This window comes from Sphingomonas mangrovi, from assembly GCF_047975845.1.
Classification (GTDB): domain Bacteria; phylum Pseudomonadota; class Alphaproteobacteria; order Sphingomonadales; family Sphingomonadaceae; genus Sphingomonas.
Window position 1 is genome coordinate 88,915 of the sequence record NZ_JBIUCZ010000006.1, and the last position, 13,594, is coordinate 102,508.

At 67.2% G+C, this 13,594-nt stretch carries 7 protein-coding genes; 2 read left to right on the forward strand and 5 right to left on the reverse strand.

The features are described 5' to 3' along the window. Window positions 1-100 precede the first annotated feature (100 nt). Both ACBY01_RS05075 and ACBY01_RS05080 read left to right on the forward strand, forming a co-directional pair. Window positions 101-1,528: a DUF4139 domain-containing protein gene (locus ACBY01_RS05075; protein ID WP_416459697.1), complete on the forward strand. Its 1,428-nt coding sequence runs from the start codon at window positions 101-103 to the stop codon at window positions 1,526-1,528. Next, window positions 1,528-3,024: a DUF4139 domain-containing protein gene (locus tag ACBY01_RS05080; RefSeq protein WP_416459698.1), complete on the forward strand. Its 1,497-nt coding sequence runs from the start codon at window positions 1,528-1,530 to the stop codon at window positions 3,022-3,024. The genes ACBY01_RS05075 and ACBY01_RS05080 overlap by 1 nt, the downstream gene beginning before the upstream one ends. Before the next feature lie 4 nt (window positions 3,025-3,028). On the opposite strand, the gene ACBY01_RS05085 is transcribed toward ACBY01_RS05080, so the two are convergent. From ACBY01_RS05085 to ACBY01_RS05105, 5 genes are all read right to left on the reverse strand, one after another. Next, entirely contained in the window at window positions 3,029-5,353 is a 2,325-nt protein-coding gene (locus ACBY01_RS05085; protein ID WP_416459699.1) for a GH92 family glycosyl hydrolase, read from the reverse strand. A gap of 17 nt (window positions 5,354-5,370) precedes the next feature. Then, window positions 5,371-6,801: a glycoside hydrolase family 125 protein gene (locus tag ACBY01_RS05090; protein WP_416459700.1), complete on the reverse strand. Its 1,431-nt coding sequence runs from the start codon at window positions 6,799-6,801 to the stop codon at window positions 5,371-5,373. A gap of 23 nt (window positions 6,802-6,824) precedes the next feature. Then, on the reverse strand, window positions 6,825-9,137 hold the full coding sequence (locus tag ACBY01_RS05095) for a GH92 family glycosyl hydrolase (RefSeq protein WP_416459728.1): 2,313 nt from the start codon (window positions 9,135-9,137) through the stop codon (window positions 6,825-6,827). 157 nt (window positions 9,138-9,294) lie between these two features. Next, on the reverse strand, window positions 9,295-10,341 hold the full coding sequence (locus ACBY01_RS05100) for a glycoside hydrolase family 43 protein (RefSeq protein ID WP_416459702.1): 1,047 nt from the start codon (window positions 10,339-10,341) through the stop codon (window positions 9,295-9,297). Between the two features lie 136 nt (window positions 10,342-10,477). Further along, entirely contained in the window at window positions 10,478-13,447 is a 2,970-nt protein-coding gene (locus ACBY01_RS05105) for a TonB-dependent receptor (RefSeq protein WP_416459703.1), read from the reverse strand. Window positions 13,448-13,594: the final 147 nt, after the last annotated feature.

The window sequence follows — 13,594 nt, forward strand, 5'->3', positions numbered from 1 at the left end:
GACCAACAGCAACGCGCTAGCCGATCGCCGCTACCGAGCCCGATTGCGTCGCGCGCCCGAACCCACCATGATGCGGCGACGGGTTCGAAGGGGGAGCGGGATGCGAGCGATCTGGGCGTTGGGGATCGTGCTGGCGGTGCCGGCGGGCGTGGCGGCACAGGAGAACGCGCCGCCGCCCGCCGCCGCTCCGGGCGCCGGCAGCGCGCAGGGCGACGTGTCGGTCACCATCTACAACGACGACGTCGCGCTGGTGCAGGACATCCGCCCGCTCGACCTGACGCGCGGCCGCGTCCGGCAGAACTTCCCCGACGTCAGCGCGCAGATCCGGCCGGAGACGGTGTCGCTGGCGGTACCGGACGCCGCGATCGTCGAGCAGAACTTCGATTATGATCTCCTCAGCCCGACGAGCCTGATGGAAAAGGCGGTCGGGGAGACGATCACGCTGGTCCGCACCAATCCCGCCACCGGCGCGGAGACGCGCGAGCGTGCGCGGGTGCTGGCGGTCAACGGCGGCGTGGTGCTCGATATCGGCGGGCGTATCGAGGTGCTGCGCGACGACGGGCTGCCGGTGCGCGCGGTGTTCGACCGGGTGCCGGAATCGCTGCGCGCTCGTCCGACGCTGTCGGTGACGCTGGCGAGCGAGCGCGCCGGGACGCGTCCGGCACGCCTTTCCTACCTCAGCCGTGGTCTCGGGTGGAACGCGGACTATGTCGCGCTGTTCGACGAGCAGAGCGGCACCGTCGACGTCCAGGGCTGGGTGACGCTGCGCAACACCAGCGGCACCACCTTCACCAACGCGAAGACGCTGCTGGTGGCCGGCGACGTCGGCAGCGCCGACGACGGCAACAGCTACATCCCCCGCCCGCCCCGCGCGCGTCGGCCGGTCCAAGTGCGTCCCGGCACGGAGAGCGCCGCGCGCGAGCAGCTGGGCGACTTCTACCTTTACCCGCTCGCCGAGCGGACGACCATCGCCGACAAGCAGACCAAGCAGGTCAGCTTCCTCGACAGCAAGGGCGTGACGGCGAGCAGCGGCTATCGTTTCGAGAACGCCTGGCTCGGCAACGCCAACGATCCGCGCAGCGCGCAGAGCGTGCTGCGGTTCGCCAACTCGGGCGCGGCCGGGCTCGGCGACGCGCTGCCGGCAGGCGTGGTGCGGGTCTATGTCCGCGATGCGCGCGGCCAGCCGCAGTTCACCGGCGAGAACCGCATCGACCATACGCCGCAGGGCTCAACGATCGCGCTGCCGACCGGCGACGCGTTCGACGTGAAGGTCCAGCCGACCACCGTCGCGCGCACCCGCCTGAGCGGCGATCGCTGGCGCACCCAGATGCGCTACCGCCTCACCAACGCACGCGCGCGGCCGGTGACGGTGGAACTGGTCCAGGGCGGGCTCGACTGGGCCGATACGCGGATCACCGACCAGAGCCGCCAGAGCGAACGCCGCGATGCCGGCACCGCGGTATGGCAGGTGCCGGTCCCCGCCAACGGGGAGGCGGTGGTCACCGCGACCTTCGACACGCGCTACTGATGCGCCCCGGCCGGTTCTCGGCGGCGCTGCTCGTCGCGCTCGCCTGCCCGCCCCCCGCGGCAGCGCAGGAGCGGGTCGTGACCTCCGCCGCGCCCGAGGCGATCGCGCTGACCGTCTATCGCGCGCCCTATGGCGATGGTGCGATCGACCTGCGCTGGCTCGACGGCTTCGCACTCGTCACCGAGACCCGGCACGTGCGCCTGCCAAGAGGACCGGCGACGCTGCGCTTCGAGGGGGTAGCGGAAGGGATCGTACCCGTGAGCGCGGTGATCGACGGCCTGCCCGGCGGCGTGGTCGAAAAGAACCGCGACGCGCGGCTGCTTTCGCCCGCCTCGCTGGTCGACGGCACGCTGGGGCGGCAGGTGACGCTCACCCGCACCGACCCCGCGACCGGCCGCAAGGTCAGCGAACAGGCACGGATCGTCGCCGGCCCGCGGCCGGGGGTGATCCTGCAGACCGCAAGCGGGATCGAGGCGCTGCGCTGTTCCGGGCTTCCCGAACAGCTGACCTATGCCGACATTCCGGCCGGCCTCTCGGCCAAGCCGGTGCTGAGCGTCGCCACGGTCAGCCCGCAGCCACGCACCGCCACCGTTCGGCTGAGCTATCTCACGTCCAACTTCGACTGGCGGGCGAGCTACGTCGCCACGGTGGCGCCGGACGGTCGCACGCTCGACCTGTTCGCCTGGCTGACGCTGGCGAACGGCAATCCCGAGCCCTTCCCCACCGCGCAGGTGAGCGCGGTCACGGGCCGGCTCAACCGGGTCGGAACCCCGCGGTTCCAGCAGGCGGCGGGCGCGCTGTCGCTGTCCTGCTATCCGCTCGGAACCACATCGGACATTCCGAAGAAGGTGTTCGAGCCGGCAGAGGAGATCGTCGTCACCGGCGCACGGATGATGGCGATGGCCGTCGCAGCGCCGGCACCGCCACCACCGCCGCCGCCCGAGGACCTCGGCGATCTGAAGCTCTATCGCGTGCCCGAGCGCGTGACGGTCAGCGCGCGCGGACAGAAACAGGTGGCGCTGCTCGCGCGCACCGGCGTGCCGTTCGAGCGGCGCTACCGCTTCACCGTCGCTGCCGGCGGCACGTTCGCACCGTCGCCCACGGCGGTGGTGCTGGCGATGCGCAACCGCAAGGACGCGCAGCTGGGCCTCCCGCTTCCGGCGGGCAGCACCGCCACCTACGCCGCACGTCCCGACGGCGACAGGCTGCTGCTCGGCACGGGCAAGCTGAGCGATCGCGCCGAAGGCGAGCGCTTCCGCATCGCCGCCGGCACGAGCACGCAGGTGCTGGTCGAACAGGCATCCGCCGCGCCCAAGGAGGCGACGATCCGGGTGACCAACGCCACCCCATCTGCCGCGACGCTCGACATCCCGATCGGCCGCGCCGGGCAGACAATCGAGGCGGACGGCAAGCCGCTCGAACAGGTCGACGGCATCGCGACCTGGTCGCCGACCGTCCCGCCCGGCGGCAGCGCCGAATTGCGCTACCGCTTCTGACGCCTCAGGCCGGCGAGCGGCCGTAGGACGGCGGCCGATCGGCCTTGGCACTGCCGAAGCGCGAGGGCTTGGCGCCCATCACGAACTCGAGCTCGCCGCCCTTCTGCAGCTCGGCATGCGCGATCCAGTTGCGGGTCCACGGCTTGCCGTTCCAGCGCACCGACTGGATGTACGGCCGGTCGGGTCCGTTGCCGGTCGCGCGGACGCGGAGCGTCCGGCCGTTGCCGACCGAAAGCTCCGCCTCGTCGAACAGCGGCGATCCGAACACGTAGAGGGCGCTCACCGGGTCGACCGGGTAGAAGCCGAGCGCACTGAACACGAACCAGGCGCTCATCTGGCCGCAGTCGTCGTTGCCGATGACGCCGTTGGGATCGTCCTTGTACATCTCGGTGAGCAGGCGCCGCACCATCGCCTGCGTCTTCCACGGCGCACCGGCGAAGGCGTAGAGATAGGCGACGTGGTGGTTCGGCTCGTTGCCGTGCGCATATTGCCCGACCAGCCCCGAGATGTCGGGCGGCGCGTTGTCGGGCAGCGTCGAGGGCGCGTTGTAGAAGCTGTCGAGCTTCTTCTCGAACGCCGCATCGCCGCCGAAATGCTCGATCAGGCCATAGACGTCGTGCTGGTTGAGGAACGTCGCCTGCCAGCCGTTCGCCTCGGTATAGTCGCGCCACCAGGGCTTGGGCATGTGGCCGATCTGGATCGGATCATACTGCGCCCACCATTTGCCGTCCGAGAACTTTGGCCGGGCGAAGCCGATCGAGGCGTCGAGCACGTTGCGATAGTTGCGGCTGCGGTCGCGCAGCCGCTTCGCATCCTCGGGCGCGCCGGCCGCGTCGGCGAGAACCGCCATCGCCCAGTCGTCATACGCATATTCCTGCGTGCGGCTGACCGACTCCCACACCTTGTCGGCCGGCACGTAGCCGAGCTGGTAATAATGCTCGCGGCCGAGCGAGGCGTCGCTGTCCTTGAAGGCTGGGTCGAACGCGCGGCGGCGGACGTTGGGCCAGGCGGCGGCATAGTCCGCCTCGATGCCCTTCGCCTTCGCCTCGGCCATCACCGAGACGGAGTGCCAGCCGATCATGCAGCCGGTCTCCACCCCCTGCAGCGGCCACACCGGCGGGCCATAGGGGCTTTGCGCGGTCTGGCGGATCAGGTCGCGGGTGAACACCGCCGCACGCTCCGGCTGAACCAGCGTCAGCAGCGGGTGCAGCGCGCGATAGGTGTCCCATAGCGAATAAGTGCTGAACGCCGGCGAGTCCGCAGGCGCCTGATGCACCTGCTGGTCGAGGCCAATGTAGCGGCCGTCGCGATCGGTCGCGAGCGTCGGCGCGAGGAAGGCGTGATATAGCGCGCTCGCCAGGATGGTGCGCTGCGCCTCGGTGCCCCCCTTCACCCGGACGCGGTCGATCTCGCGCGTCCATGCCTGGCGGGCCTTGGCGGCGGTGCCGTCGAAGTCCCATGCCGGCACCTCGGCGGCGAGCGCGGCGCGAGCGCCATCGGGCGCGACGCTCGACAGCCCGGTCTTCACCAGGATCGGATCTCCGCCGGCCTCGTCGAAGAACAGCGCGACCTTCAGGCTGCGGCCCTTCACGCTCTTCGCGCCCTTGGCCGCGGGCTTGTCGTCGTCCCCGAAGAATTCGACGCGGTCGGGCTTGCGCGACAGCTGCATCGCGAAATGGATGTGCCGCCCCTTGGCCCAGCGGTTTACCTGCCGGCTGCCGGTGAGCATGCCGTCCGGGCCCCACGCCAGGGACGCGTCCTCGATCAGCGCGCCCTTGTCCCACTTGTCGAGGATCATGTGGGCGAAGTCGATTAGTATATGGCCCGGCCCCGCCGGGAAGCGATGCCGGCTGATGCCGCAGCGCTCGGTCACGGTCAGCTCGCTCAGCACGCCCGATTCCAGCCGCACGCGGTAATAGCCGGGTTCGGCATGTTCGTCGGAGAAGCGCTGACGATAGCCGAGATCGGCCTCGCCCAGCTTGCCCGGCTTGAGCTTCAGCGGCCCGCGCGTCGGCACCACCAGCACGTCGAGCATGTCGCCGATGCCGGTGCCGGACAGATGGGTGTGGCTGAACCCCATGATCGAACCGTCGGTGCGGTGATAGCCCGAGCACGCGTCCCAGCGGCTGTTGTCGGTGTCGGGGCTCAGCTGCGCCATGCCGAACGGCAGCGACGCGCCGGGAAAGGTATGCCCGTGGCCGCCGGTGCCGACGAACAGGTCGGGCTTGCCCGCGGCGGGTGCCTGCGCCCAGGCACGCCCGGGCAGCGCCCCGCCCAGTGCCGCGAGCCCGGAGCCGGCGAGCAGCTGCCGGCGATTGGTGACGATCATCGTTCTTGGTCTCCGGATCAGTAGCGCGCCTTGAGCAGCGCCGGCTTGCGGCGCTCCAGGTCGAGGATCAGGTCGCCGAACAGGCCGTTGACCCACGCGAACCAGGTGCGGGTGAACTTGCTCGGATCGTCCTTGTGGAAGCTCTCGTGCATGAAGCCGGTGCCGGCGTGCGTCGTCTTGAGCCAGTGCAGGCACTCGCCGATCGTCGCATCGTCGTCGCTGTTGAAGGCGTGGGTGATGATCGACATCGGCCAGATCATGTCCATGCCGATGTGCGGCCCGCCGATGCCCTTCGCCGCCGTTCCCTCGAAATAATAGGGGTTGCGCGGGCTCCAGGCGAGCGCGGCGGTGCGGCGATAGAGCGGGTCGTTGCGGTCGGCGGCACCCAGCAGCGGCAGCGCCGACAGGCTCGGCACGTTCGCATCGTCCATGAAGATGGTGTCGCCGAAGCCGTTGACCTCGAACGCCCAGACCTCGCCGCCCTCACCGTCCGACATCTTGCCGTGCGCATCGAGCGCCTTGCGGACGTCGGCCGCCAGTGCCTCGGCATGGGCCGCGCCGGCCGTGTCGCCGCGCGCCTCGCGCAGCACGGTCGCGAGCATGCCCAGCGCCGACACCGCGAACAGGTTCGACGGGATCAGGAACGGGAAGACGCAGGCGTCGTCGGACGGGCGGAAGCCGGAGTGGATCAGCCCGACCTTGCGCGTCGGTGCGCCATAGCCGTCGAACATCAGCGTCTCGGTCGGCGTCGGGGTGTTCCGCTGGAAATGGTACGGCCCCGGCCCGTCCAGCCGTTGCTGCTCCTTGAGCGTGGCGACGGCGCGCGCCATGCCGCGCGCCCAATAGTCGTCGAACGGCGTCTTGTCGCGCGTCGCCGTCCAATAGGCGTGCGCCAGCCGCATCGGATAGCAGAGCGAGTCGATCTCCCACTTCCGTTCGGCGACGCCCGGCTTCATCTCGGTCAGGTCGTCCCTGGCGCCCAAGGTCGACTTGGCCGACGTGTCCTTCATGAACGCATTGGCATAGGGGTCGACCAGGATGCAGCGCGCCTGGCGCTGCAACGCGCCGACGAACAGCCGGCGCAGGTCCGCATCCTTCGGCGCCAGATGGACATAGGTCTGCAACTGCGCGGAGCTGTCGCGCAGCCACATCGCGTCGATGTCGCCGGTGATGACGAAGGTGTCGGGCTTGCCGTCGACGGTGCCCGTCTGCACCGTCGTGTCGAGCGTGTTCGGGTAGCAGTTCTCGAACAGCCAGGCGAGTTCGGGGTCGGCGATCTTGGCCTTCACCCGCTTGATCTCCGCCTCCACCGCGGTGCTCACGAAGTTGCGCTGGCCGCGCGGCGGACGCTTGCTGACGAAGCTCTTTCCCTGCGCTCCGGCCGGAACGGCAGCGGCAAGCGCCAGCGCCCCGGCGCCCATCATCACGTCGCGTCGGCCCCAGATCATCGCAATTCCTCTCCTCGTCGTTCTTATTTCGGCGTGCTCATCGAGAACGGAGCTGCGGCCTTGCCGCTCGCCCAGCCCTGGTTCGGCTTGGGCCCCATCACGAAGCGCAGCGTACCGCCCTGCTGCAGCGCCTCGCGCGACAGCCATGCCTTGTCGTGCGGCTTGCCGTTGAAAGTCGCCGACTGGATGTACACGTTCTGCTCGCTGTTGTTGACCGCCTCGATCGTCAACGCCTTTCCGTTCGGCATCGTCATCCGAACGGTGCGGAACAGCGGGCTGCCGATCGCATACTCGCCGACCGCCGGGGTCACCGGATAGAAGCCGAGTGCCGAGAAGACGTACCACGCCGAGGTCTGGCCGTTGTCCTCGTCGCCCGGATAGCCGTCCGGCGCCGCCGAGTAGAGCTTCTTCATCACGTCGCGGACGTGATACTGCGTCTTCCACGGCGCACCGGCCCAGTCGTACAGATAGGGCATGTGCTGGATCGGCTGGTTGCCGTGCGCATATTGCCCCATGTTGACGATCTGCATCTCGCGGATCTCGTGGATCGTCTGGCCGTAATAGCTGTCGTCGAAGATCGGCGGGGTGGTGAAGATCGAGTCCAGCCGGTTGACGAACTTCCTGTCGCCGCCCATCAGGTCGATCAGCCCCTGGACATCCTGCATCACCGACCAGCTGTAGTGCAGCGAATTGCCCTCGGTGAACGCATCGCCCCATTTGTACGGGTTGAACGGCGTCGCCCAGCTGCCGTCCTGGTTGCGCCCGCGCATCCAGCCGCTCTGCGCGTCGTAGAGCCGGCGATAGTTCTGCGCCTGCTCGGCGTATTTCTTCGCATCCTCGGTCTTGCCGAGCGCGGCGGCGAGGCGCGAGAGCGAGAAGTCGGCGGTCGCGTACTCGAGCGTGCGGGCGGCATTCTCCTTGATGCCTACGTCGTACGGCACGTAGCCGAGGCGGTTGTAGTATTCGACGCCTTCGCGGCCGACGGCGTTGACGACGTTGCCGCGCTTCTCGGTGGGGCGACCTTGCGAGGTGATCGCGTTCTTGACCATCGCCTCGTACAGCGTCTCGACGTCGAAGCCGCGCACGCCGTTCAGATAGGCGTCGGCGATCAGGTTGGCCGAGTTCGATCCGATCATCACGTTGCGATAGCCCGGGCTCGCCCACTCGGGCAGCCAGCCGCCCTCCTTGTAGGTGTTGGCGAGGCCCTGCATGATCTCGGCATCGCGCTCCGGGTACATCAGCGCGAACCACGGGAAGACCGCGCGCCACGTGTCCCAGAAGCCGTTGTCGGTATAGAGCACGCCGTCGTGCACCTTGCCGTCGTACGGGCTGTAGTGGACCGTCTTGCCGGCGGCGTCGGTCTCGTGGAACATGCGCGGGAACTGGAGCATGCGCCACAGCGCCGAATAGAAGGTGCGGCGGTTGTCGATGTTGGGGTCGCTGACCTGGACCCGGCGAAGCTCCTTCTCCCAGATCTGGCGCGCCTTGGCTTCGGTCTGGTCGTAGCTGTCGCGGACGATCTCCCGCTCCAGGTTGCGCACCGCCTGTTCGGGGCTGATGAACGAGGAGGCGACCTTCACCCCCACCTGCTCGCCCGCGCGCGTCTTGAAGCTGACCACCGCGCCGACGTGATCGCCTTCCTTGCTCCGATCCGCCGTCACCTGGCCGTTGTCGTCCCAGGTGCGGGTGACGGTGAAGTCGCGGTCGAACTCGGCGACGAAGTAGTTGTGGAAATTGTCCGGGACGCCGCCGTGGTTGTTGCGGACGTAGCCGGTGATGCGGCGCTTGGCCGGATCGATTTGGACCATCGAGCCGCCGTTGTAGGCGTCGAGGATGATGTGCGCGTCGTCGGCCTTGGGGAAGGTGAAGCGGAACTGCGCGGCGCGCTCGGTCGGCGTCACCTCCGCCGTCACGTCATAGTCGGCCAGATAGACCTTGTAGCGGTACGGCCGGCTGTCCTCCGCCTTGTGGCTGAACCAGGAGGCGCGTTCCTCCTCCTTGACCTTGAGCGGCCCCGTCTCCGCGAACAGCGCGAAGGCGGCATAGTCGTTCATCCAGGGGCTGGGCTGGTGGGTCTGCTTGATGCCGTTGATCTTGTGCTCGGCGTAGGTGTAGCCCCAGCCGCTGCCCAGCTTGCCCGTCACCGGCGTCCAGAAGTTCATCCCCCACGGCACCGCCACCGCGGGATAGGTGTTGCCGTAGGACAGCTGATAGGTGGAATCGCTTCCCATCAGCGGGTTGACCAGGTCGACCAGCGCCGGTTCGGCGGGCGCTTCCTGCGCGCTCGCGGGCACGATGGTCGAGCCGAGCGCACTGGTGAGCAGCATTGCTGTCATGCTGCATGCGCCGATGAACTTCTTCACGATCCGGTCTCTCCCCGTTCCAAATCTTTCTCAGCCGTCGTTCTGGCGAACGTCGGAAACTCTTAGCGCGCCGCCGCGGTCGAGCCTCGGCGTCAGAGCAGGCGCGCCCGTCGTTGCACCGACGCAACGACTATCGTTTCGCGCCTGCTGCGATCGGACGCGGCTTCACGCCTTCGTTGGTCATCACCACCGGCTTGATCGTCCCGTCGGCGGCAAACTCCATGCGGTCGATCGCGACCTGGCGGTGCTCGCCCTTGTCGTCGCCCAGCGGGCGGCGGTGATAGACGATGTACCAGTCGTCGGTGCCCGGCACGTTGACCACCGAATGGTGCCCCGCCCCGCGCGCGATGCGGAAGTCCTGCGCCAAAATCTTGCCCATCGGCTTGAACGGCCCGGTCGGGCTCGGCCCCATCGCATAGGCGACGCTATAGTCGGGTCCGGTCCAGCCGCCCTCCGACCACATCAGATAATAGGTGCCGTTGCGCTGGATCATGAACGACCCCTCGACGTAGCCGGGCGGCGTGATCTCCTTGTACGTCGTACCGTCCTCGAACGGCACGACCGACTTCAGGTCGGCGCTCAGCTTGACGACGTTGCAGTGCTTCCAGCCGCCGTAGAACAGATAGATCTGCCCGTCGGTGTCGCGGAAGGCGAAGGGATCGATCGGCTGCGCGCCGTTGTGAAAGGCGCCGATCAGCGGCTTGCCCAGCGCATCCTTGAACGGACCTTCGGGCTTGTCGCTGACGGCCAGGCCGATGCCGCCGACCTCGGCATCGCTCTGGATGTCGTTGGCGCTGAAGAACATGTAGTAGCGGCCGTTCGCCTCGATGACCGAGGGAGCCCAGATCGCATAGGCCGCCCAAGCCGCGTTCGCGACATCGAAGACGTGGCGGTGCTTGGTCCAGTGGACGAGGTCGGGCGAGGAAAACGCGTTGAAGAAGGTCTGCTGCACGTAGGACGGGCGCACCGTGTTGCGCTTGCGCAGTTCCTGCTGGTGCGGCGTGAAGCGGGGCGACACGTCGGGCGTGCCCCAGTCGTCGGAATAGGTCGGGTAGATCCAGTAGCGGTCGCCGAACACCCGCGCCTCGGGATCGGCATACCATCCCGGTACGATCGGGTTCTCCGCCAGCGCCGCCGTGCCTGCAACGAGCGCCGCACCCGCCAGCAACGCTTTCATTCCCGATCGTATCACCCAGTCCTCCCCGCCGTGGCCCGCGCTGTTCGGCGGTGCCGCCAATATGTGTCAGTCCCGTGACCCGAAACAAAGAGGTGGCTCCCGAAGGAGCCACCCCAGGCACGGGAAGCCGTATGCGTCAGAACTTGTACGCCAAGCCCACGTAGAAGCGGCGTCCGGCGTAGACGTTCGAGATGAAACGGTCCTTGGTGTCGTTGCCGAGATGCTGACGCTGCTCCGACTTGGTCAGGTTGATCACCGAAGCCGTCAGCTGCAGGTTCTCGAACACATTGTACGATCCGTTCAGGTCGACCTGTTCGTATGGATCGTCGTAGATGTTCAGGCCGGACGACAGCCCACGCACCACCTCGCCGCGGCGGTTGTACGAGGCACGGAGCAGGACGGGACCCCGCTCGTAATAGACCGACGCGTTGACCTGCGTCTTGGCGCTTCCGACCAGCGGCGACGTGCCGACCTTCGTGCCGTTCAGGCTGACGTCCGCCACCGAGGTGTCGTTGTAGGTGAAGTTCACCTGCGCGCCGAGCCCGAATTCCAGCGTATGCTGGGCATAGACCTCGACGCCCTGGGACACGGCCTTCGAGCCGTTGGCCTGCGTCGAATATTGTTGGACGAGTTCCTGCTGACCGGCGACCTCCAGTTCAAGATCGAGCACGACCGGAACGATGAAGTCGGCCACATCCTTGCGGAAGAAGGTCGCGCCGACGACCGAGCCGGGATGGAAGTACCATTCGATGCCGAGGTCGTACTGCCAGGCGTTGAACGGCTGCAGGTCGAAATTCCCGCCGTTGCCGAACCAGCCGGGAAGCGCACCGAACTGCGCGCGGTCATAGACGAACGCATCGGAATTGAAGGTAAGCGACCGTGCGCCGGCGAGGTCGCCATAGCCAGGACGCGAGATCACCTTCGACGCCGCACCGCGGATCAGCAAATCCGGCGTCGCGTTCCACGCGATGTTGAAGCTCGGCAGAATATCGGTGTAGCTCTTGGACTCGTTGACTGGGCTGAAGACCTTCACCTCTCGCTGGTTGAGCGGAAGCACGAGGCAGTTGCCGTCCTCGCCAACGGGCGGTGGAATGAACGGGTCGCCATTGGTGTTCTGGCAATAGTCGTTCTCGTAATAGAGAACATCGGTCGAGACGCCGCTCTGCTTGGTATTCACCACGCGCAGGCCGAGGTTTCCGCGGATCGCATCGGTACGGAAATTTACCTGCGTGTAGCCGGCCCAGATCCGCTCATTGATGTTGTACAGGTTCTGCGGCTCGGGCACGTAGACCGGGCCGTTGTACGTGTCGTTCAGGTACTGGATGTACCGCTTGATGTTGATCGCCGGGAACGCGCTGCTTTCGAAGCCTCCAGCGATGTTGCCGATCGACTTATCGAAGAAGAACTCCGGCAACGCCAGCGCACCGCCGGGCGTGTCCTGGAAACGACGGGTGTTGTTCGCGTCCGAGTACCACTCGTACCGCCCCGTCTCGCGATGAACGTGCCCGTCGCGCCATTTCGCACCGACCTGCACGGAGTCGATGAAGCCATCGAACTTGCGCGTGGCATCAACTTGGGCGTAGCGCTGCGAAATCGAGCTGTTGGTGAAGCCCGATCCGGTCGAGCCGAGATCGATCTGCGCCACGCCGTTCAACATGTTCTCCAGCACGTCGGGCGAGAACTGCATCGCCAGCGACTGGTCCGTGAAGTTCCAGTTGCTGAGCTTGTTGCCGTTCACCGTACCGCTGCGCGGCTTGGCCTGTGCGAAGAACTGGAACGAAGGCCCGCCGGTGGCACGGGTCTTGCCGAGGACGAAGTCGACCTTCAGCCGATCATGCTCCCACTCACCGCGGACGTCGTAGGTGTTGGAGACGGTCTTTTCGCGCTGATAGGTATCCTGCGGGGCCGGCGTTTCCATGGTGCACAGCGAAGGTCCGGTACGGCAGCCCGTCCCTTCCGGCGGGACTTCGAAGCCGGCGCCGGTGAAGATCGTGCCGCTCGGATCGAGTGTCGCGCCGGTGAAGAAGTTGCCATAGCCCCATTCCGGCACCTTGATGCTGCTCGAGGTATAGTTGCCGTTGAGCTGGAAGCGGAAATAGTTGGCGGTGATCGTCAGGTCGTCGAACGGCCGCATCTGCGCCGTCGCCTGGATGCCGAGCCGCTTGCGCTTCTGGTCGAGCACGGTCGCACCGACCGACTGCGGCGCCCAGTACCCGCTGTAATGCTGCCCGTCGCGAGTGGTCGTTCCGCCGTTCTTCCCGCTGTTCCAGTAGGAAATCGCATCGTTGTTCGCGAACGTGTTGCCGTCGACGTCGGTGGCCGGGTTCTTGGTCTTGTCGTCGGTCCACCACTGCCAGCTGTTGGCGTAGGCGCTCAGCGAGCGGTTGGTGCGCTCCTGGTAGGTTGCGCCGACGAGGAAGCCGAGGCGCTCTTCGGGATCCTTCCACGAGATGAGGCCGGACGCCTGGGGCTCGAACTTCTCCGTCACATCGGCATAGGTGCCCTCCACGGACACCGTACCCGACCACGCGTCGAGATCGAACGGGCGCCGCGTGTGGTTGATGATGACGCCGCCGACGCCGCCTTCATCGAGCCGCGCCTCCGGCGACTTGAAGACCTCGACGCTGCCGATGAGGTTGGACGGCAGCAGCAGATAGTTGAACGAGCGCGACGGGCTGCCGGAGTCTGCCGAAGCAATGAAGTTGCCGTTGAGCTCCGTCAGCGTCAGGTCCGAACTCAGGCCGCGAATACTGACCCGCGACCCTTCGCCGCCGTTGCGATCGATGATGACGCCCGGTACGCGCTGCAAGGAGTCGGCGACGTTCTTGTCCGGGAACTTGCCGACGTCTTCGGCGGTGATGACGTCGACGAATGCGTTGGCCTCTCGCTTCTGGTTGAGGCTTTCTTCGATCGACCGGCGGTAGCCGGTGACCACGATCGAGTCGCCGCCGGCATCGTCCTGCCCGGCTGCGACCGGCGCATCGGTCACCTGATCCTGAAGGCCGCTGGGCGCGACCGTCGAATTCGGATCGCCCGCCGGCGCAGACGTCCCACCGTCCTGCGCGTGTGCGACACCGCCCATGGCCACGACCACGCTCGCGGTCACGAGCAGATGGCGCACCAAGCCGGCACGCGAAGCCGCAGTCGATCGACAAAGCTGACGAGCGTTCATCTCCATCCCCATCCTAGTTGCGAGGGCACGTTCGCCCTCCCCCTCACGCTTTGTGTTCTTCGCGACGGCTGCTGCGGGAAT